The organism is Listeria grayi, assembly GCF_900638015.1.
GTDB classification, from domain to species: domain Bacteria; phylum Bacillota; class Bacilli; order Lactobacillales; family Listeriaceae; genus Listeria; species Listeria grayi.
The window spans coordinates 1,469,083-1,490,329 of sequence record NZ_LR134483.1; the positions used below are offsets into that span (position 1 = coordinate 1,469,083).

Below are 21,247 nucleotides of genomic sequence, written 5' to 3' on the forward strand. Positions count from 1 at the left end.
GCGTTTATTCAATAGCCAGCATTTGTTCGTCGGCGCTAAGAAAGTCTAGAAATCATAATTTCTAGACTCCTACTCCATATATTTTCACTTAATGGATTTGAGTCAATATCTTGGACACATTTTAGTAGAGACGGTTATGCCATTTTTTCTTTTTCCAGATCTTCAAACTCCTGCGGAGTTAAATAGTTAATCGAACTATGGACTCGATTCCGATTATAAAATTCTTCAATGTAGCTAAATAGCGCTAGATTTGCTTCTTCAAAATTCGAATAACTAGTCGTGTAGACTTCTTCCTTTTTCAATGAGGCATGAAAAGATTCGATTCCTGCATTATCATAAGGAGTTCCTTTTCGACTATAGGAATGCCTTATTTTGTTAGTTTTAAGCGATTGCTCACTTCGATTGCTGTGAACTGGCTACCTAAATCAGTGTGTAGAATCATTCCGTCTGGAATGGAATACGGTATTTTTGCTTTATTTAATGTTTGGATGACACACTCCACAGTCATTCGTTTTGAAAATGTATCACTCATAATTTTCCTCGTGTGTAAATCCATGATCGAAGATAAGTAACACCAACCATTTTTCTTAGTAGGAATGTAGGTAATATCGGCTGTCCATTTTTCACAAATAGTTTTAGTGGAAAAATCTTGGTTCAAGCTATTTACTCTGGGCACCACTGTTTGTTTATTCCTTTGTGGCTGATATTTTCTAATCGTAATAGAACGTAAATTCATTTGTCGCATTAGTTTTTGTACATGTTTAAGAGAAACGGAAATGTTTTCTTTACACAACACGTAATAGACTTTTGTCGCGCCATATCGCTGTTTATTTTCAAAAAAGATATCCGCAATTTTCTGTTTCAAGTAATTATTTCTTATTTGCGTGGTAGTCAAAGGCCTATTTCTGTAGAAATAATAGACACTTCTGGGAATTTCTAATAACCGGCACAAAAAACAAATGGTGTAAACTTTACCCCTTTTTTCAATAAATTGAACAAGTAAATTTAGGTCTTTCGAGAGAATATGGCTGCGGCTTTTTTTAAGATTTCAAGTTCCTCTTTCAAACGAGCATTTTCTTTTCTCAGGTCAGTCGCTTCTTTTCCAATCAGTCCTGTGGACTGATTTGGCAAATATAAACGCTTCCATTTGTAAATGGTTGCTTCAGATAAGCCATATTCTTTTGCTAAACCTCGAACAGAACGTCCAGTTTGATTCAGTTCAACAATCATCTGTTTGAAATTTTCTTCATATCGGGTCATAAAAATCCGTCCTCTCGTAGATAAGTTTAATTTATTTTTGTCTCTACGAAAAGTTGTCTAAGGTTTGATACTAACACCAAAATATGCATTGCGAATTTAGCCACAATACATATTGTATCACAAAGTTTGCTTTAAAAAACCACTCATAAGCTTAAACCGCTGGATTGAGTGATTTTTTAAGCTTATTCGGTTGGTTGCCATCTTATATGTTGTTTGCACGAGGGCTATGTTGACGCATAGCTCTCTTCTTTTATACCCTGTTGAACTTTTCTTCAAACTAGGCTGGTAGCCTACCTTTATCACAGAAACCATATTTTTTCAAATAATAATCATAAAAAAGGGGAGTAATCGCTTTGGAAGGAGCGACTCTCCCCCTTTTTAAACTAGCATAAACAACTAAATAATCATTTATCTAATCCATTCTCTTTCCTTATTTTTCAATTGATCCAAACCTGCTTCCGTAATATCTAATTTCTCTAAAGCATTTTTTCGTTATTCCTTGCGAAAAGAGCTCTAGCTGAAAATCAGACACCTCTATGACTTCACTCTGTGCTTTCGTTAGCTCCTGATTACTCGCCTTTTCAATGTGGAAGCCTCCAATTCAAGTCCCACACAGTCAAAGTAACTTTGTATGACATTATGATCATCCCCACCTTGCTGCCTTTGCCTGTTGCCTGATGTAGTGCTCTGCTTCCTTGCTAAGCCCCAGAATGGAGACACTTTGGGTGGTGCTTTCGTTTACCATCGTTTCGGTTCTCCTTCCTTTCTTTTTTCTAGACACTTGCGAGCGATCCCCTCTTTGATTTTGGCATCGAGCCAAACCCAAAGAGCTTTAAACCAAAATTGTGAAACCATTTCGGTTTAAAGCAGGTTAAGGGGTTTTGGGGTCAAATCATTGAGAAGCTAGGCAGTGCCTAGCGCCAATCCGCGGTCAAAATAAGAGGAAATGCCAGTGTTTTGCCAGTTGCTTTTTTACGTATTCCTTTTCATTTTCACAAACTAGCTAGCATTGCCAGCTTTTTGCCAGTAAATTTGGAGTAAAAAAAGGGGAAACTAGGCTGGATGATCACGTAACCACTCCACCAGTTTCCCTTTACGAGCCATTAATTGCTTGATGCCTAATTTCATTTCACTTAATTTCCCTCGCATTCCTTCTTGTTGTCCTTTAATAGATTTGATATCTGAATTGGTTATTTCTTGTTGCTTGTCTGTCTGATATTTTTTATCCGATTCTAACGATGCAATTTGTTCATCCATGTGCTTGATATTTTGATTCAATCGATCCATATCTGCGCCATAGCCATCTGCTAATCGATCCGCAGCTTGTACTTGCCTTTCCGCATAATACCTCAAATATCCTTCTCCATCTAATGGACTCGACATATTTTTGCTTGGTGTTTTTTCTTTAGAAAAGTGGAAAGCACCTTGTTTCCATTCTCCAGTTTGGACGATTTCTGACTTATCTTTTGTTAAAAGATAGTCCGTTTTCACTTCTGAATTTGTATCCACATAAAGTTCGTTTTCTCCAATATCAATCACTATCTCTTTCCACTTTTCAGGTATATCTTGAACAACCACAAGCATATATTCTTCATTTAATTCCATGAGTTTACTAGGTAACTTCTGCCTTGTTTTCTTCTCTGCTACGACCATTTGCATCGGTTGTTTTTGATAAATAGACTCCCGTTTTATTTGAAATAAAAATTCTGCCGAGTGCGTTTGAGGCCTGTAGGTTCGGTCCGCAAGAAACATTTCTGTCCCTGCTAGGCGTAATTGATTTTTAGCCCCACTTCCACTATCTTCTGTATTGAACTTACCTGCATTGATGACCGCAATACTAAATGTTGCAAGCAGTACATGGGTAGTCAACACGAAAGCGATATGATAAAACCGAATGACTTTGGATTGTAAATATTTGTATTTTCGTTCTCCCTTTTTCGTATATTTTTTTGTTCCTGTATTGCCTCCTCCTCCCAAATGGATGTAGGATAGAAGTTGAGAAAACTTTTAAGAGAGTGTAAAATTAATCTCAAAGGAAGATGTCATACATGCCCAAACGCTACGCAGAAGACTTTAAACAAACAATACTTGGCCTTCATGAACAAGGACAAACACCCCGTCAATTGGCTACTGATTACGAAGTTGGTTACTCCACCATTTTGAAGTGGATTCAAGGAAATACACCTATCAGTCCCGGAGGGCCTACTTCTGACGAAGTCAAACGATTAAAAAAACAATTGAAAGAAAAGGATGAAGAACTCCTCATCTTAAAAAAAGCACTCGGTCTGCTCGCAAAGAAATAGCCATCCTAAAATGGATGAACCAAGAACAAGAAGCAGGCCGCCATAGTATTTTAAAAATGGGTACGAGTCTTGGTGTTTCCAGAAGTTCCTACTACAGGCATTTAAATCCGATTGTTTCCAAAAGAAAGCGAGCCGATCAGTTGTTGGATCAACGTGTTTTACGATTGTATCAAGAAAATCAAGGAATCTATGGAGCTGGGAAACTTCGTTATTTGCTAGCAAGTTCGTACCTCGAATATCCGGACATCAGTATCAAACGTGTCCAAAAATAAATGAGAAGACAAAACCTTCGGTCTATTACGGTGAAGAAGTTTAAAGCAGGAAAGCCAACGAAAAGAATCTTAAAAACTTATAAAAATCTACTGGATCAAGATTTTTCAACGACTGGACTCAATCAAAAATGGGTAGCTGATATTACTTATATCTATACCATCGCAGACGGCTGGTGCTATTTATCCACCATCATGGATTTGCATTCCCGAAAAATTATTGGGTATCACTTTGATCGAACTATGCAGACTTCTATCGTCCTTAAAGCCTTAGATGATGCACTTTCTAAACGAAAGATAGAAAAAGGACTGATCCTTCATATCGATTTAGGTTCGCAATATACAAGTATCGATTATGAAACAAAGTTAAAAGCAATGGATATCTACCATTCTTACAGCCAAAAAGGATATCCCTATGATAACGCTGGAATCAAGTCTTTCCACGCTCTGTCAAAAAAAGAGCACGTTTACCAACGATCTGCTTATTCCAATTTTGAAGAAGCAAAGCTTCAAGTTTTCAGCTATGTTCAAGGCTTCTATAATAATCGCCGAATTCATAGCTCATTAGCTTATTTATCCTCAAACAAGTTTGAACAAAAATTTTTCATCTGCTTAACCTTGAAAAACCTCTCGTAAAAACTGTTTCAACTATTGACTCTTATCCATCTCATTTCAAATAGTTTCAATTTATAAAAATTTTGTATATAGTGACACTTAAACTTGTCAGAAAATCAATAATTGCGTTCTAACTACCATCAATAGAATCTTTGAAACATCAGATTAGTTTACTACAATAAATATCAAATACTAGAGAACAAAATTTTATATACTTCTAATTGTGGGAGGCGAATGAAAATGAATGACTACATCCAAGATATGATTGATTGGATTGAAGAGAATCTTCTTGCGACTATTTCGTTGGATAAACTATCGGTTCATATGGGTTTCAGTCCCTATTATTGTTCGTTTAAATTCCATCAATCAACGGGTATGAGTATCCGACAATATACTCTTCTTAGAAGACTGTATTTATCTACAAAAAAGCTTGAAAATGGGCGGAAAATAATCGATGTCGCATTCGATTATGATTATTCTTCACAGGAAGCCTACAGTAGAGCGTTTAAATCCGTTTTTGGAATTACTCCAAAAATGTATCAACAGCAGCGAGTTCCAATTCAAACAGTTTTTAAATTAACGATAAACAAAGAAGGAGAGGGATATCAGATGGATATTTCGAAAAAAATTGAATCTGATCAATTGCCAACGCTTAAACAAGCATTTCTTAATCAGAATGTGTTAAATGTGTTAAATGGTCAGCATATGTATAAGGTTTTTAAAGACAAGCAGTTAATGGGGTCTGCAGACTATGTTCCGTTTAACGAGGCAATGTCCGTCCATGAAACAACTGAAATAATTTTTAGTGAGACATTTATTGAGCTAAGATCATCAGGACATTATGACACCAAAGAAAATTATAGGAAAAAAGTGATTGCCCCGCTGAATTGTCTTTTTACTAAATCCTATAATTGTCTAGTACTATGGTTTGGAGAAGATATGTTTTGTCAAATGAATCTATTAACCATGCTTGCATATCTTGAACAGTCTGACTATAATGGAGAAGTGTTCCTAAACAGTTTTAGAGAAGATGAATTTAAAGTGAATCAGACTAAACTTAAGTTAGGAAATTATTTATCTGTCTATAAAGAAGTGTTACTAAATCATCAAAAGCCATCAAGTGAACTGCTTCCGGTCATGTTTCAAGCAGTTAATCTATATCTGGATATGTTGAATGAGCATAATGAAGTGACTAAGTATATTTATAAAAACAAGAACTTATCGACGGATGAATTGCTGAACAACTTATTGAGACTTTTCCCAAGAATAGGTTATGGAGACTCACAATATTTAGAGCTTATTAATAAATGTCTATAATTAAACTGCATAAATAGGAGAGATTAAATTGATTGAAAAAATAAGCCATATTACGTTTGTTGTTAAGGATATAGAAAAAAGCACCCTTTTTTTTGAGAATATCTTTCAGGCGAAAGAAATTTATACTAGTGGTGAAAATTATCATTCTCACTATCGTGAAAAGTTTCTATTGATTGGAGAGCTTTGGATAGCACTCATGGAAAATAACCAACATCCGCTCCCGAAAACATATAATCATATCGCATTCAAAGTTGCGCTTTCAGATTTACCCGGTTATCGGCAGCGAATTATACGAGCTGGTGGGCAATTAGACGTAGGACGTTCAAGAATAGAGGGGGAGGGAGCATCTTTATATTTTTACGATGAGGACATGCATTTGTTTGAACTTCATACAGGTACTTTAGAAGAGCGTTTAGCGGCATATTGACTCTTATCCAATCTTTAGCAGCAATAACCTTCCATTTTCCTCCTAGCCCATCTCTGATGTTTCTTCCTACACTTACTTTAACATATGCCGCCTTTGACAATCCCCAATTTTACTGATATACATACTATCCCCACTGGTACATATGTTATAGAAGGCTATATAAACGATGATCCTAATTTAAAGTTCGATGCGGATATTGATTCTGGAACTAATTTTGAAGGAAAAGGCGCAGAATCAGGAGGACTTGGAAATTTAGCCAAACCAGAGTATACAAATAAAACTAAAACTGTATCTAAAATATTGGAAGAACAAAAACAGAAGCAATCCCACTAGAGATTGCTTCTGTTTTCTTTTTCCATATCCTTTATTTTCTTATAGAGTGTTGCCTTTGGGACGCCGGTTGAAGTAACAATATCCACAATCGAATACTTATTTTCATTCCGCTTTTCCCAAAGATAGATTGCTAGTTGAATCTTTTCTTCAGGCTGTCCTTTTCGCCCTAATTTTTTTCCTGCAGCTTTTGCACGTTGCCGACCTTCTCCAGTTCGATTAACGATCATATCTCGCTCAAATTCTGCAAAGGAGCCAAGCACATTAAATATATGAAGAAAGAAGAACTTAATCGACGAAATTTTTCCTCTTTGGAAGAAGTAAAGTTAGCTTGTTTTGAATATATTGAAGGATTCTATAATTCAAAGAGACCACATTCCGCAAACAACTTCTTATCACCTAATTTAAAAGAACTTGCTTTTTTAAATAATTCTTCATAAAATATTCCTTTTTTCTGTCTACTTTATTGACATCTATCCAACTGTTAGTGTGTACTATTTTTTAGACTATATAACAGAACCCTTAAGGTATTATGAAACTGAATTTATAATTGTTACCAATAATAAATTTTTAATTTATTCCATGTGTTTCCTGTTGCTTCAGCACCACAGTGTCCGTCAACTTTTAATCTTGCCTCTCCTTGAAAAATACTAACAGCCTCTGCTGTCTTGGCACCATAAACACCGTCTTTTTTAAGATTTATATAGAACTTGCTTTGGTTAAGTGCCCCAAAGTTGTTTAATGCTTTTTGAATCTTTATAGTGTAAGCATAGCTGTAATTTCTTGATCCAAATGCATTTCTATAGACGGCTGCATCAACTGTTTTTGCACCTATTATCCCTTGCCCGATTGGTGTTATCCCAGTAACTGTTGAAAGTGTGATTAAAACTAATAAACCGGCAAAAATCGTCTTAAAACGATTCATATGAATCTCTCCTTTTTGTTTGATATATAGGTTATGTTGAAAAATTATTTACCAGACAAAGATATCCATCAAGAATACGAATCAGCAAAAAAGACTATCCCACTAATCGGCATTGACCATGTTATAAAAATTTATGTTGTGAAATATTTATGCATTATCACATGGACTTACTCCCACGAAAAATCATTACCTGTTCAGTCTCCAACAAAATAAATATAACAATATACAGCTTTTACAAAAAAACAAAAATTTTCTATTCTAATCTCAAATACTTCCACGTACTCTTCCCAACCACACCATCAATACTTAAATCTTTATGCTTACTTTGATAATATCTTATAGCTAAAAAAGTATTATTCCCAAAGTACCCGTCTTCGCTCAATCTATTTTTCATAAAATAAGTTATAGTAGATACATTATACAACCAATTATTGTATTTTACTTGAATTGTAGCAACATCTGCTTTTTTAACCTTGCTATCTTTCTTCATCGAGTAATATGATTCATGTAACCCTTGCAAGGCCGCTGCTTCTACATTATAGTCAGTTTTAATACATGAAATTCCAACAAAACTCATTGACAATGTCACTACCATACTAATACTAAGAAAGACTTTTTTTAAATTAATTGCTTTTACATTCATCGCAAACATCTCCTTTTCTTTGAAGTTATTTACATTATAGCAAACATTCTAAACATTTAAACATTTATATCGTGAAATGTCTATATTTCATCCTAAACGGTTCATTTGAGAAAAAAGGGTTGATTATATTACTTTTTAAACATGGATATTCTAGCTTCCATTTATTTTTATATTTTGTACAATACTTTTTTTGTACTATTATATAGACAAAAAACCTATTAATCTTATCTAGATTAATAGGTTTTTTAAATATGCCTCAGATAGTCTATAGTTTATAATTTCTAGACTTTCTTAGTAATCTTGTCAGTAAACAGCTTTATACTAACCTCTCAAAGTAAAGACATCATGTATGTGTTCATAAATCTTACTTATATTTACAAATAAATAACTCATGGTTTCATCTTCAACACAGGAAATTAAGTATTCTAGATTATTTAATTCACTAAATAAAACCTCTTTAATTTCAACTATCTCTTCTTCACTGTAATTACCCTCTATTATTAAGATCTTATCCTTGGATCCATTAAGAATTTGTTCAATATCTCTGCTCGCATTTAACAAAATGCTATATATAATTTCTTTGTTAATCGATTCTAATTCGCCTTCTCTATCATAAGAACGCTTTATCCTATTTCTAATTATTTTAAATCTTCTAAAACTATTTGAAAATAATTTTTGAAATAACCTAGAACGTAAAATTACCGACTCCTTGATTCCTAATCTCCCACTATAATCGATATTATTTTTAAATATTCCTTGTGCTTTATAATCAATACGATCTTTGGATATATTAGTCCTCTCATTGAATACGGACTGCAAAAAAGCATTAGAATCCATAATAGATAAGGTAGTTTGACTATTTTTCCATAGTTCTTGTTTCAGCTCAACTCTTGGCCCTACTCTCTCACCCTTACTTACATATAACCAATCTTCTTTTAAATCATCGGATATTAAAACACATTTTTTAATTTTATTTTTTTCACAATATAACAAAATTTCCTTCCATAAAATAAGATCTCCATACATTCTGTCATACTCAAAATCACCAAAGGTTCTAATGTCGCCCTCTTTAACTTTCTTATCTAAGTAACCAGGTGGTACTTGCTTATCATATCTATCTTTTCCATGTTCATTTATAAATTTTATTATTTCTCTTTTGTCAGCATTATTAACTTTACCTTTCAATAGTTCTGCCAAAATCTCCCCTTTATCCTGATTATCTATTAAGTTTAATTCTTTCGACAATACTTCATCTTGAAATTTTTGAATAAACTTTTTTAAATCGTCACTAAAAGTGCTTTTAATTTCTTCGCTGATAGCTTTTTCATCTTTACTCCTTATTAGCTTACTGAATGAATCTAAAATGGGAATGAATTTTGTCTCAATATCTTCTATTAAGCCATTTACACCATTAATTAATTCTGTCTTTCCCTTTTTTATCTCCCTTAATCCATTTTGTTTATTAAAGTGGTACTCTAAGCCAACTATATATGGCACCAAAACAGAATCTTTCACTTTTTCTATGGCTTTAACAATTTGGCCTCTTGACTCATTAGAATATCTAAAAATATGTAATAAAAAATTGGTATCAAAAACTATAAGCTCATCACTTTTTATATTGTTAAAGTCAATTTCTGCATCTTGATAAAACACTTCAAAAATTTCTTTCATCTTGTATCTCCTTATAAAATATTAATATGGTATACTATTAAAAGTAGCAAAGTGAGAAAGATGGTGGCTAAATCCTCATTAGGGGGTGATGCCTATGTTTGAATGTATAGTTTTACTCCTGGAGAGGAGCTAGACTTGTCTGTGTTTGAAGCACTTACGCTGATGATCGCTTTTGCGACATTAGTCGTGCTGATACTAGGCTTTGAGCAAAAAAAATAACCATCAAGTATCACTTTTAGCCGAGTGTTGATGGTCAATTAATCAATAGAGGCTGCCGTCATTTTAACGGTGCTACTACAAGAGGGCTATGTTGACGCAAAGCTCTCTTTTCATTCTTAGTATACCACAATAGCTATTTTAAAAACAAGAAATTCTTCTTTTACTAGTCAGGCGTTCCCTTTGTTGCGCATATTTTCAATCGCTAGTTCCATGTTTCCATTAGCATCGATCAGCGCCAACCTACATATCAGTATACCGGCAACTATTTGCTGATGTATCTCCTTTATACTTTTTTAATGATAGTTGAGAACGTTGCAGTTCAAAACTAGAAACAAGATACCCTGACTTTTTGAAAGTCGTTTAGATAGGCAATTCGTGCCATTACCTCCCTTCCTGTATAATCGCCTTTTTCCCATTCTTTTAATCGCACCATATCCCCCACACAAAAATCACGTTAATAAAAAACCGGAAGTAAATATACGCCTTTACGAAGGTAATTACCCTACACATGCTCCACCAAGCAAAGGGCCTATGCAATTTTTCTAAAAATGAAAGGAGTTTCGGACATACACTTACTTAAGTTTACTGCCAATAGCGCAAAGTCCCAGCCACTTTTCTAGTTACATCTGTTTATTTTTATTTTCCATATATTGATAGAGAATCAATTCCATAATAGCAATTGTTGAGATCCTAGAGGTGATATCTAGTGAAGCAATCTCGATTTCATCTGTAAAAATATACAAATTGATGTCACTCATATTCTGAATGATATTGTTGTCTGCGCCGGTGATCGATACCAGCATTTGAACTTGATTCGTGTTCTTTAGCTGTCTGGCGATCTGGATCAATTCGATGTCGTGGCCGCCATATGTAAGAATAAAAACAATATCTGTTGATTGAATATGGACTGCTGCTGCCTGACGATATTGATAATCTTCCGGGAATTCTACAAAAAAGCCGCTCATCGTATATAGGTATTTGATATATTGGGCCGCATGTTTGCTCAACCCTTTAGCAAAGATGTATATTCGCGGACGATCTTGAAGTACTGACGTGATCCGGTTGATCTTATCTACTTCCAAGACACGCACGGATTCGATGATGTTTTTTAAATATTCTTCGCGGTAATCTTGCTGATCAACAACGAACGGTAATTGTTTGGAACGCTTTTTATCCAATAATGTAAATTTTAGAACTGTTGTAAATTCACTATAACCGACAAAACCTAGTTTCCTTACGAACCTCAAAAAGGTAGTCGTAGAAACAAAGCATTCTGCCGCTACTTCACGTATACTTTGGTGCTTGATGACATCCATGTTCTTGACCACATAATCGAATAAAATTCGTTCGTTACGTGTCAGCATGGAAACATGTTTACTTACCATTTCGAAAAAATCCATTGCCATTCCTCCAGAAGTTGCTTATCTCTTCTTTGCTATTATAAAGGAAAAAGGGATAAGGAAACAATAGGAATAAACCTGCTGGCAACCACTGATCGAAGTGATTGCTAGCAGGCCTGAGTGTTTATCTTGTAATAACCGTTCCTGCTCCTTCTGTCAATAAATTAGGCAGATTTTCCAGTGAAGTGATAACGGCTTTTCCATGCGGATTGCCTCTTACAAATTGGATCGCTGCTTCGATTTTTGGTAGCATGCTCCCTTTTGCAAAGTGATTTTCTGCTTTATAAGCCTCTAGTTCGCTGGTTGTCACTCGCTGTAATTCTTTTTGATCAGGCTGATTGAATCGGATCGCAACGTGTGAAACACCAGTCAAAATAATCAGCTGATCAGCCTGAACAGCTTCAGCTAATGTTGCAGCAGCAAAGTCTTTATCGATTACTGCTTCGATGCCGACATATTCATTTCCTTCCTGGATCACAGGGATACCGCCACCGCCTGCTGAGATCGTCACGACATCATTTGCGATCAGTTGCGCGATCACAGGATATTCTTTGATCGCGATTGGTTTCGGCGATGGCACTACTTTCCGATAACCGCGTCCTGCATCTTCTTTGTAGACAGCCTTGGTGCGCAATTTTTCTTCCTGCATTTCGGTTTCTGTCAAAAAAGGACCGATCGGTTTCGTTGGGTCTTGAAAAGCTGTGTCATTCTTGTCCACGATGACTTGGGTGACGATCGTTGCTGTTTCTTTCTGTAATTGATGATTCAAGAGCGCTTCATCCAGCGCGTTCTGTAGCCAATATCCGATACTCCCTTGTGTCATCGCTACACAGGTATCTAGTGGCATCGCCGGATTTTTATCGGAGTGAGCTGCTTCTTGCTGTAAAACTAAATTGCCGACTTGTGGCCCGTTACCATGCGAAATGATTACTTGATGTCCTGCGGTGATCAGCGGGATCAAATATTCTGCGGTTTCTTTTAAAACCTTTTTTTGTGCATTGGCAGAAGCGTCATCTGTTAAGATGGCATTTCCGCCAAGTGCTACAACGATTCTTAATTTTCTCATCTGCTCTACTTCCCATCTGGTACTTGTTGTGTAATACAATGGATATTACCGCCGCCCAATAATATTTCTCGGGCACGCACGCCGACGATTTTACGATCTGGATAAAGTTCTGTCAGCGCTGCTCGTGCTTTTTCATCATTTGGATCACCGAAAAGTGGGAAAACAATACCACCATTTGCTGTATAATAATTGATATAGCTTGCTGCTAAGCGGTCGCCTTCTTCTCGCGGAAGTGTCCCTGCTACAGCATCTACGCCCAAGCTTTCTTCTTCAGTGATCAAGATCGGTTTCGGTACTTCTAATTTGTGGACCTCCAATTTCCGGCCTTTGGCATCTGTTGCTTCGCTTAAAATATCGAAGCATTCTTTAGAGATCTCATATTGCGGATCCTCTTTATCATTGGTCCACGCAAGTGCTACAACTCCTGGACGCACATAATTAAGGATATTGTCGACATGTCCATTCGTCTCGTCTAAATAGATTCCACGTTTCAGCCAGATGATCTTTTGGATATTGAGATATTCGCTCAAGATCTTTTCGATCTGCGCTTTGGAAAACTGGGGATTGCGTCCTTCTGACAGCAAGCATTCTTCCGTTGTGATCAATGTCCCTTCACCGTCTACGTGGATAGAACCACCTTCGAGCACAAATTCAGGAAGTTCATAACGATCACAAGCTTCGATCTCACAAACTTTTTGTGCGACCATGTTGTCATTGTCCCAAGGGAAGTATAGACCATCCACTAAGCCACCCCAAGAATTGAACGTCCAATCAATGCCGCGAACTTCTCCGGCTTCGTTTTTCACAAATGTTGGTCCGCAATCACGAACCCATGCATCATCGCTCGCCATTTCGATCACACGAATCTCATCCGGCAACTGATAGCGGGCATTTTTATATTGCCGATTGCTGACTAAGACCGTCACTTTTTCAAATTCGGCAATCGCCGTTGCTACATTGGTAAATGCTTGTTGCGCAGGTTTTGCTCCTAAGCGCCAGTTATCTGTACGCTCCGGCCAAATTAAATAGCAGCCTTTATGCGCTTCAAATTCACCCGGCATACGGAAACCTTCTGCTTTTGGAAATCCATCAATTGTTTTCATCTTTCTTGTCCTCCTTTTTACCATTCGCCACACGAATACATATCTCGCCAATAACCGCTGTTATCACGAAACCAATCAAGATCGGAACTTTTCCAGTTATTTCTGCGGAACTCCCGTTTAAAGGAACCGCTGAGAAAATCAATGTGATTCCAAGAAGTATCATTGGTACAAATGCTACAAGGCGAATCACCCATTTTGGTCCAGGAACTTTAAACGGACGAACTCTTTTTCCATCACTTTTCCGCAACTTCAAGAAAGCTGGGAACATGACCATGTAGGAAACAAGTAGCGCGATCACATTGAGTGCGAAAAAGGCCCAGAAAATATCTTTATTCGGTATGAATGGTGCCACGATGATCAACACAGAAGCAACAACACCATTCATCACATTCGCTCCGATCGGCATATCGGTTTTTTTGCTAGCGATCCGAAACACTTTCGGCAAATCTTGATTTTTTGCTGCATACATGGTCACATAATTAACACCAAGCGCCCATGAAATCAAGTTAGCAGCCAATGTATACATAAACATGATCCCGATAATGATCACAAACCAATTATTGTGTCCGATCATTAGCAAGAAACTGTCGATCAAACCGCCTGATGTCGAAAGGTCGCCTACAGGTATGGCTGCGCCGATCCCAAATGCTGCTAATACATAGAAGAAAGCAATCAAAGCCCCGCCAATGATGATAGCTTGTGGGATTTGTTTTTTGGGATTATCCATATCTCCCGCCAGTGTCGTCACAACTTCAAATCCCAAGAAATTGAATAAAATGATCGAAATAAATGATAGACTGTTCAAATCAAAAGACGGTAACAATGCCTTACCGGAAAAGTCATTTGCTAGTCCTTTCGTAACGGCAAAATAAATACCAAGCACACCTAAGCTGACCATGATCGCAACTTTGCAAAACGCTGCGATATTCAAGATCCATTTACTATCACTAACAGGAAACGCGCTAATCAGTGTGACAATCCATACAAATACCAGCTGGATAATGATCGATGTCATGGTTGATATATGAAAAGAAAAAATCTGTGTCATTACTTCTACGAACAACACTGCTAAGCTCGCCATCCAGATCGGAAAGTTGATCCAGTAATACCAAGCGACTCTACCTCCCCAGCGTCTGCCAAATGCCCTTTTTACCCAATCATAAATGCCGCCTTCGTCATCATACGTCGTGCCGAGTTCTGCTGATACCAGCCCATAAGGTAAGAAAAACAAGATCAGCAAACTGATCCACCAGAAGAACTGACTGGGACCGATCGCAGCTGCTGGTGCCGCGGATTCTACAACTAGAATAACGCAGACAGCCATAAGCACCGCGTCAAATAAGCGGAATTTCTTTTTTTCCATTTGCACTCGCCTCTTTTATGAGTAGGGAAAAAGCAGCTGACCGCTTCTTCCCCTATTTTCTATTGCTTGTTCGGTGCCTTGCGTAGCAATAATTCCAGTTCGCTGTCATAATGGTCGCCCACTTTTTCAGAAGCTGGTTTAACGAACGGCTGCATAAAGTAAACTAGCAAAGCACGCATTGCTGTCAATCGATTTTCTGCTTCATCTAATACCACACTGTAAGGTGCGTCGATCACTTCATCCGTCACTTCTTCGCCGCGCGTTGCTGGCAGACAGTGCATAAATTTCACGTGTGGTGCCGCTTTATCGATCATTGCTTTATTGACTTGGTATTTTGGATAAAAAGCATTCATCCGTTCTTCTTCGGAAAGTTCAGCTTCGTACAAACCATACCAAACGTCTGTATAGATAAAATCAGCATCCTTGATCGCTGTTTCCAAATCTTCTGTTACCGTATAGCTTCCGCCGGATACTTTACAGTTTGCTTCTCCAATTTTGCGATGTTCTTCTTTTAATTGGAAACCTTTTGGCCCGAATTGTACAAAATCCATTCCTAATTTGGTAGCCATGAACATCGTTGAAGCACATACTTGCGTCGCATCTCCGACAAAAACGATTTTACAATCCTCGATGTTTTTACCTGCTGGAAGATGTTCGATCATGGTAATGGCATCGCCAAGCTCTTGTGTGGGATGGTTGTAATCACTCATTCCGTTGATAACAGGAATAGAAGCGCTTTCAGAAAGCTCCACGACGGTATGATGGCGTTCAACGCGTGCCATTAAGATATCGACCAAACGAGATAGCACTTTAGCAGTATCTCCAACGGATTCGTGTCCACCCAATTGGATCTGACCAGGAGCTAGATATTGCGCATGGCCACCTAATTGTGTCATCGCTGTTTCAAAAGAGACACGCGTTCTCGTCGACGATTGTTCAAAGATCATCCCGAGTGTTTTATCTTTCAATAATTTCGGATAATGTCCATTTTTGATAGATTCTTTCATTTTTAATGCTAAATCGACCATAAATAAAATTTCTTCTTTGGAAAAATCTTTTGTGTCTATAAAATCCTTTACCATGTTTTCCACCTCGTTAGATTATTACAAGCCGGCTTGCTCGAGTAATCTGATTACTTGCTCATCATAATACAAGAATAAAATTTGGAAAAGCCTTTTCCAAGGTTTCGCAACAGACTAGAGAACCTTGTAACTCGTTTCATTTTGCGTAACATGTTACGCACATAAAAAAACAAGCCAGAAAGGCTTGTTTTAGACTGAAAAAAACATCATTTCAATTATTTTCGTGCTGTTTTCAGCTTGGCGAAAAATGATTAGATTTTAGGCAAAGTTGAGTACCGAAGCGGAGCGTACTTATGTACGTGAGCATCGGAACGCAGGCTTTAACGACGAAGATGATCGTTTTTCGCCAAGCTGAAACAAGCCAGAAAGGCTTGTTAGCAATAAGAACGGTTCATCTTTTTTTCCCGCGAATACTCAGCCAAATAATAAGGCCGATAATGATCACGATGACGCCAATCACCGAGATTGGTATAAAGGCTTGAAAACTTAATGCGGCCAGCTCCATGAACGACTTCCTTTCTGCGTATGTATGAAAGGATTATATCACTTATTGAGCAGCAGGAGCCAGCTTTTTCCATTTTCTGATCTTCGGACGGAAATTGGTGAATGGTGCTACTGTATTGATATGCACCCATTTCACCACTGGCCACATTGCCTTCGTCGTTGCCCAATTTTTTTGTCCCGGCTCCATTAATTCACGCTCTGACAGCAACGAAACCCAAGCGCAGACTTTTTCCACCAATGCGGTCAATTCTGTTGTCATTTCTTGTAGAGTAGCGGCTTCATACCGCTTATAAAAAGATCGATACAGTCCTCCCAGATTATTCCATTTATAATCCACTGTTGGGGTTTGAACATTTTTGCCTGCTTTTTCGTCCTCCTCCCAGCTCAATAGCAGATCTAGCCAGCCCAATTGATAAGCCAACATTTCTGCAGGAGTTTTGTCGACTTCCTCCAACCGAAGATCTTTCAACGCTTCGGGCACATTTTCAAATTCGGAGATAAATGTTTGATAAGCCGTTTGTATGGCTGCTACTAATTCTGATTTATCCGCATAAGTTCTCATCTTTGTTCTCCTTCCGCCTGCACAGCGAATTGAATGATCACGCCAAATGGATCCTTTACAATCGCATATGCTTCGGCAAAAAAGTTTTTTTCTAAGGGAATAATGACTTTTGTTCGTTTATCCATTGTAACACGTTCATAAAAATCGGTCACTTGCGCTAAGGAACTGCTGTATAGGCATAGTGATAGATTATTTCCTGTCACTACATCTGTGCCTTCATCCATCATATCATCGATGATGGATAGCTCTGAGGAACCGATTTCTAACACCGAATGCGAAACAAAATCTTTTTCTGATTCAGGAAATGTATATTCCGGATCCATTTTTGCTTGGATTTCAATATTAGTGATTCGGAACCGAACCTTTGCATCAAGATTTTTTTGGTAAAAAGAAATAGCTTCCTGCGCCTTTCCATTTAGAGATAAAAATGTAGTTACTTTTACATGCGCCATCATTAAATCCTCCTTCTTTTTGATAGTCTAAGTATATGCTATAATGGTGTCAAAATACGGCACCATCGGGAGAATTAAAATGAAAAAAGATGAACGCTTGATCCAAGAGTTACTATTTATCAATAGCCGTAAAATGTTTAATCTGCGGGATCTTATGGAACGATTCGCTATTTCTAAACGGACAGCGCTACGCGACATCGAGGCGCTAGAACGGATCGGCGTGCCTTTATATTCCGAGCGCGGCAGTCATGGCGGTTATCATTTGCTGGAACATAAATTATTACCCCCGATCTATTTCAATGATAATGAGTTGCACGCGATTTTTTTCTCACTCCAATTATTGAAATCATTGCTTGTGACGCCTTTTGAACAAGATTACCAGCAGATCAAAACAAAACTATTAGCGGTACTCTCCCCACCTCAGCAAGAAAAGGTCCTGTTCGCTGACCAGATGATCCGCTACACCGGAATGGAGCAACATCAAGAGTCGCCGCATCTCAAAGCTCTTTTTGACGCGATTTTTCAAAAGCAAGTCATTGTGATTACCTATACACGCTATCATACAGAAATTCGCGAGATCCAGCCACTGCAACTACAAACAATAGATGGTAACTGGTACTGTTCCTGTTATGACCTCACTAAACAGGCCTTTCGGATTTTTCGTTGTGACTTTATCGAATCTGTAGAACGATCATCGAAGGCGGCACTTATATTTACACCGGAAGAGCTGGAACATCGCTATCAGGACCAGTTGCGTGCTGATCGTCCCTATCGCTTCCAAGTCCAACTTTATCCAGATGGAGAAGAACAATTTTATAAACGGCATTATGCGAATATGGAGCTTGTGCGCACCTCCGATGGCACTTACATAGAGGGTACTTTCGGAAAACAGGAAATTCCCTTTCTAGTCCGTTATTTTTTATCATTCGGGAAAACGATCTCGATCCTCGAACCGAGCGAATTGAAAAAGGCTTATACAGCTTATCTCAGGGAATTGCTTGATCGCTGTGAGTGAAAAACCCTTGTCCTATTATACTGACAAGGGTTTTTCGCTTAATTATGCTACTGCTTCTTCTTGCGATATTTTCTTGCGTTGTCCACGGAAAAAGAGAATGATAAGCAGGTTGAATACAATAGCTAACGTAATGATGATAAACAGATCCGACTGGATGCTTCCGCCAATGGAGAGCGTATTACGTAGCGCATCGACGGAATACGTCATTGGTAAAAATGGATGGATCGCTTGGAAAAAGCCATTGGAAAGTTGAACGGGATACGTTCCTCCTGAACCGCCAAGTTGCAAGATCAAGAAGATCAGCATCAAGAACGAACCAGCTTTTCCTAGCGCAAGGTTAAAGAAGCAGATAATCGCCATGAACATCAACGACGTGGCTACTAAAACGCCGAATGTTTGCAAGATCGCCACTGATTCTAAACCATTCACAAAGGTCAAGAAAATCACCATTAAGAGCGCTTGTAAGATTCCGACTGCTCCAAGAACAGACATTTTGCTCGCCCACCAACTGACGCCGTAACGCGGATATTGTTTTGGCGAATAAATGTTATACATCATATTCAATGTGATCCCGCCGACAAATAGTGCCAGTGACATCATATAAGGTGCCATTCCTGTCCCATTGTTTACGACTTTCGCTAATTCTTCATGTTTGGTTTTAACTGGTTTCGCCATCATTTGATAAGTTTTATCAGTTGGATGGAGTTGGTTGATCTTTTCCCCGCCAGTTTGCAGATTAGTAGCGAGTTGCTGGTTCCCATCAACGATTTTTGTCATATTTTTCTCTATTTTGGAGGAACCGGCTGCCAACTGCTCAGAACCGTGGTGAATACCGGTTGCCCCGTTATCCAATTGATTTACTCCAGCCGTTAGCGTGCTGCCCTTAGCTTGTAAAGTCGCTAAGCCGGTTTGTAGATTGGCTGCCCCAGTCGCCAATTGCGCTGTTCCATTAGTCAGTAGCGGTACTTTGGCATTAAGAGTAGTCAAACCGTTATCCAGTCCAGAAGCTCCGTTTTGCAAAGCTCCCGACTTAGCCACTAATGTACGATTTCCTTGCGCAAGTTTGCTACTGCTACTTTCGAGTTGGGAAACGGAACTCGTTAACTTCGGTAGTTGTTGATTGGCCTGTTTTACAGCGCTGTGAGTCGTTTCTAAACCTTGGTTCAATTGAGCAGCACCTGTTAAAATACTTTTCCCTGAACCGCCTATAGCTGATGCAATTTGCTGATTAGCTGTCAGTAGTTGTTTAGTTCCGCCATAAATGCCAGGTTGTGCGTCTGTTCCCGAATAGCCTGCTTGAAGAGCAGCAGCTGTTTGAGCCACATCACGGACTTGCTCTGTAAGTTTTGTTGTGGAAATATTGGTCTGCAGTTGATGAACCGACTGATTCGTAGTTCCTTGTTGTTTTTTCAAAGCCGCAAGTTTTGCTTTTAACGCTTGCATACCGTCCGCATCCAAGTCACTTTTATCTGCTAGCAGATTGTCGATTTCTTGGAGCGTTGTCTGTTCTTTGTCACTTGTTTGGACAGCAGATTGGATACTTTGCTGGGAAGTGGCGATTTGTTCATTCAAAGTTTGTAGTGTGCTCGTCAATGCTGGAATCTTTGCTTTAGTCAGTGCAGTCATTCCCTGCTTCAACTGTTCCAGCCCCTCTGATAAACGAGCAGTTTGCGCTTTCGCTTCTTTGCTTGTTAATTTTGTATTCAAACTGGAGACTGCATTTTCCAATTGCGAACTGCCGATCTGCAGTTTTGCGATGCCGTTCTCTAAATGGCGGGATTGCTTTTCCATTTGCGGCATTCCTGTATTTAGCTGCATTAAGCCATTATTCAGTTGATCCATACCTGAGCCAACTGTTTTTACACCGCTGACAAATTGGGTCGTTCCCGTCGCTAATTCATCGGCTCCTCCGGCCAAGGCATCGACTCCTTGTGCAAGCGGGGCTGTTTGTGAGGCAAGTTGTTTCGTTCCTGATGCTAGTGTGCTGCTGCCTTTCGCAACTTTGCCCACACCATCTTGATATAAAACGAAACCTCGCTCTAATTTGGCGGTTCCCTGTTGGAAAGTAAGTGTACTATCCGCTAGCTTTTGTAAATTCGCAGTCAGAGCTGCATTTCCTGATTGAATTTTCCCGCTACCATCTGCCAATGTTTTATTTGCTTTTCCAGCCTTTGTAAAACTGCTGCCAGCTTCTTTGAATTGCCCGAATACGCTTGTCGCATAGATTTCTGTCACTTGTGAGGCAATACTGTCTTTCAGCGCTGTTACTGCATTTCCCATAAATTTTGATGCCGTGAAGTTGTGCCCAGCCATCGTTTGATAGTTGATCGTCATTTTCTTTGGATCGTCTTTCAGCAGAGTGGTTGCATTTTTGGAAAAGTCCTTCGGGATCGTGATCACCATGAAATATTTACCACTTTTTAATCCTGCTGCTGCCTTCGCTTCTGTGGGGAACCGAAAATCCAGTTTCCCATCTTTACGCATGTTTTTTTCCATTTCATCGCCGATCGCCATTTTTTTGCCATTCATTTTTACGGGCTTATCGTGATTGATAACCGCTACTGGAAGTTTCTCCATTTTTCCATATGGATCCCACATGGAGCCCAAAAAGGTGACTGTATAAATGGATGGAATGAAACACATCACACACAATACGATTATTAAGAGCTTTTTATTAAAAATGCTCTTCCATTCTGCTTTGATCAACTTGATACCTTCCTT

The 21,247-nt window shown here is 38.4% G+C and carries 26 protein-coding genes; 9 read left to right on the forward strand and 17 right to left on the reverse strand.

The window, feature by feature from the left end:
- Positions 1-134: 134 nt before the first annotated feature.
- The 4 genes from EL241_RS13930 to EL241_RS07145 form a co-directional block, all read right to left on the reverse strand.
- Entirely contained in the window at positions 135-371 is a 237-nt protein-coding gene (locus EL241_RS13930; protein ID WP_036103988.1) for an integrase core domain-containing protein, read from the reverse strand.
- On the reverse strand, positions 368-1,024 hold the full coding sequence (locus tag EL241_RS07135; protein WP_126320454.1) for an IS3 family transposase: 657 nt from the start codon (positions 1,022-1,024) through the stop codon (positions 368-370). The genes EL241_RS13930 and EL241_RS07135 overlap by 4 nt, the downstream gene beginning before the upstream one ends.
- Positions 1,006-1,260 (reverse strand): transposase, encoded by a 255-nt coding sequence (locus EL241_RS07140; protein ID WP_036103983.1) that lies wholly within the window; start codon positions 1,258-1,260, stop codon positions 1,006-1,008. The genes EL241_RS07135 and EL241_RS07140 overlap by 19 nt, the downstream gene beginning before the upstream one ends.
- Before the next feature lie 1,053 nt (positions 1,261-2,313).
- Entirely contained in the window at positions 2,314-3,129 is an 816-nt protein-coding gene (locus EL241_RS07145) for a hypothetical protein (RefSeq protein ID WP_126320455.1), read from the reverse strand.
- Positions 3,130-3,308: 179 nt separating this feature from the next.
- Here EL241_RS07145 and EL241_RS07150 point away from each other — a divergent pair, with 179 nt between their 5' ends.
- The 6 genes from EL241_RS07150 to EL241_RS07175 all read left to right on the forward strand — a co-directional run bounded on the left by EL241_RS07150 (position 3,309) and on the right by EL241_RS07175 (position 6,524).
- Positions 3,309-3,563, forward strand: a complete 255-nt coding sequence (locus tag EL241_RS07150) for a transposase (RefSeq protein ID WP_126320456.1) — start codon at positions 3,309-3,311, stop codon at positions 3,561-3,563.
- Between the two features lie 14 nt (positions 3,564-3,577).
- Positions 3,578-3,835 carry a hypothetical protein gene (locus EL241_RS07155; RefSeq protein WP_077912706.1) on the forward strand — a complete coding sequence of 86 codons (258 nt, stop codon included), beginning with the start codon at positions 3,578-3,580 and terminating at the stop codon, positions 3,833-3,835.
- Positions 3,836-4,468, forward strand: a complete 633-nt coding sequence (locus tag EL241_RS07160; RefSeq protein WP_077912705.1) for an IS3 family transposase — start codon at positions 3,836-3,838, stop codon at positions 4,466-4,468.
- 219 nt (positions 4,469-4,687) lie between these two features.
- A complete protein-coding gene (locus tag EL241_RS07165; protein WP_036103977.1) occupies positions 4,688-5,764 on the forward strand; it encodes a helix-turn-helix domain-containing protein in 1,077 nt (358 codons plus the stop codon).
- Between the two features lie 28 nt (positions 5,765-5,792).
- On the forward strand, positions 5,793-6,191 hold the full coding sequence (fosX, locus tag EL241_RS07170) for a FosX/FosE/FosI family fosfomycin resistance hydrolase (RefSeq protein WP_126320457.1): 399 nt from the start codon (positions 5,793-5,795) through the stop codon (positions 6,189-6,191).
- A 93-nt stretch (positions 6,192-6,284) separates the two neighbouring features.
- Positions 6,285-6,524: a DUF1433 domain-containing protein gene (locus tag EL241_RS07175; protein ID WP_232020814.1), complete on the forward strand. Its 240-nt coding sequence runs from the start codon at positions 6,285-6,287 to the stop codon at positions 6,522-6,524.
- Here the strand turns inward: EL241_RS07175 and EL241_RS07180 are convergent.
- A complete protein-coding gene (locus EL241_RS07180; protein ID WP_382310564.1) occupies positions 6,521-6,784 on the reverse strand; it encodes a recombinase family protein in 264 nt (87 codons plus the stop codon). The genes EL241_RS07175 and EL241_RS07180 overlap by 4 nt on opposite strands.
- Before the next feature lie 9 nt (positions 6,785-6,793).
- Here EL241_RS07180 and EL241_RS07185 point away from each other — a divergent pair, with 9 nt between their 5' ends.
- Positions 6,794-6,961 carry an IS3 family transposase gene (locus EL241_RS07185; protein ID WP_126320458.1) on the forward strand — a complete coding sequence of 56 codons (168 nt, stop codon included), beginning with the start codon at positions 6,794-6,796 and terminating at the stop codon, positions 6,959-6,961.
- Positions 6,962-7,074: 113 nt separating this feature from the next.
- On the opposite strand, the gene EL241_RS07190 is transcribed toward EL241_RS07185, so the two are convergent.
- The 3 genes from EL241_RS07190 to EL241_RS07200 form a co-directional block, all read right to left on the reverse strand.
- Entirely contained in the window at positions 7,075-7,446 is a 372-nt protein-coding gene (locus tag EL241_RS07190; protein WP_036103973.1) for a peptidoglycan-binding domain-containing protein, read from the reverse strand.
- Positions 7,447-7,699: 253 nt separating this feature from the next.
- Positions 7,700-8,089, reverse strand: coding sequence for a peptidoglycan-binding domain-containing protein (locus EL241_RS07195; RefSeq protein ID WP_036103970.1), 390 nt, complete (start codon positions 8,087-8,089; stop codon positions 7,700-7,702).
- A gap of 321 nt (positions 8,090-8,410) precedes the next feature.
- Positions 8,411-9,760 (reverse strand): PIN-like domain-containing protein, encoded by a 1,350-nt coding sequence (locus EL241_RS07200; RefSeq protein ID WP_126320459.1) that lies wholly within the window; start codon positions 9,758-9,760, stop codon positions 8,411-8,413.
- A gap of 102 nt (positions 9,761-9,862) precedes the next feature.
- Here EL241_RS07200 and EL241_RS13810 point away from each other — a divergent pair, with 102 nt between their 5' ends.
- On the forward strand, positions 9,863-9,979 hold the full coding sequence (locus tag EL241_RS13810) for a putative holin-like toxin (RefSeq protein WP_232020815.1): 117 nt from the start codon (positions 9,863-9,865) through the stop codon (positions 9,977-9,979).
- A gap of 325 nt (positions 9,980-10,304) precedes the next feature.
- Here the strand turns inward: EL241_RS13810 and EL241_RS13815 are convergent, their stop codons facing one another.
- The 8 genes from EL241_RS13815 to EL241_RS07240 all read right to left on the reverse strand — a co-directional run bounded on the left by EL241_RS13815 (position 10,305) and on the right by EL241_RS07240 (position 17,511).
- Positions 10,305-10,412, reverse strand: a complete 108-nt coding sequence (locus EL241_RS13815; protein WP_232020816.1) for a hypothetical protein — start codon at positions 10,410-10,412, stop codon at positions 10,305-10,307.
- A 187-nt stretch (positions 10,413-10,599) separates the two neighbouring features.
- Entirely contained in the window at positions 10,600-11,379 is a 780-nt protein-coding gene (locus EL241_RS07210; protein WP_126320460.1) for a MurR/RpiR family transcriptional regulator, read from the reverse strand.
- 124 nt (positions 11,380-11,503) lie between these two features.
- Positions 11,504-12,445 (reverse strand): carbamate kinase, encoded by a 942-nt coding sequence (gene arcC, locus EL241_RS07215; protein WP_126320461.1) that lies wholly within the window; start codon positions 12,443-12,445, stop codon positions 11,504-11,506.
- Between the two features lie 5 nt (positions 12,446-12,450).
- Positions 12,451-13,548, reverse strand: a complete 1,098-nt coding sequence (gene aguA / locus EL241_RS07220) for an agmatine deiminase (protein ID WP_036103967.1) — start codon at positions 13,546-13,548, stop codon at positions 12,451-12,453.
- Positions 13,535-14,911 (reverse strand): APC family permease, encoded by a 1,377-nt coding sequence (locus EL241_RS07225; protein WP_003755722.1) that lies wholly within the window; start codon positions 14,909-14,911, stop codon positions 13,535-13,537. The genes aguA and EL241_RS07225 overlap by 14 nt, the downstream gene beginning before the upstream one ends.
- Positions 14,912-14,970: 59 nt before the next feature.
- Positions 14,971-15,993, reverse strand: coding sequence for a putrescine carbamoyltransferase (gene ptcA, locus EL241_RS07230; RefSeq protein WP_003755719.1), 1,023 nt, complete (start codon positions 15,991-15,993; stop codon positions 14,971-14,973).
- 547 nt (positions 15,994-16,540) lie between these two features.
- A complete protein-coding gene (locus EL241_RS07235) occupies positions 16,541-17,059 on the reverse strand; it encodes a ClbS/DfsB family four-helix bundle protein (protein WP_126320462.1) in 519 nt (172 codons plus the stop codon).
- Entirely contained in the window at positions 17,056-17,511 is a 456-nt protein-coding gene (locus EL241_RS07240) for a VOC family protein (RefSeq protein ID WP_170166149.1), read from the reverse strand. Before EL241_RS07240 ends, EL241_RS07235 begins: the two co-directional genes overlap by 4 nt.
- 79 nt (positions 17,512-17,590) lie before the next feature.
- Here EL241_RS07240 and EL241_RS07245 point away from each other — a divergent pair, with 79 nt between their 5' ends.
- Positions 17,591-18,526 (forward strand): helix-turn-helix transcriptional regulator, encoded by a 936-nt coding sequence (locus EL241_RS07245; RefSeq protein ID WP_036103964.1) that lies wholly within the window; start codon positions 17,591-17,593, stop codon positions 18,524-18,526.
- Between the two features lie 42 nt (positions 18,527-18,568).
- On the opposite strand, the gene EL241_RS07250 is transcribed toward EL241_RS07245, so the two are convergent.
- Positions 18,569-21,232, reverse strand: coding sequence for a YhgE/Pip family protein (locus tag EL241_RS07250; protein WP_036103958.1), 2,664 nt, complete (start codon positions 21,230-21,232; stop codon positions 18,569-18,571).
- Positions 21,233-21,247: the final 15 nt, after the last annotated feature.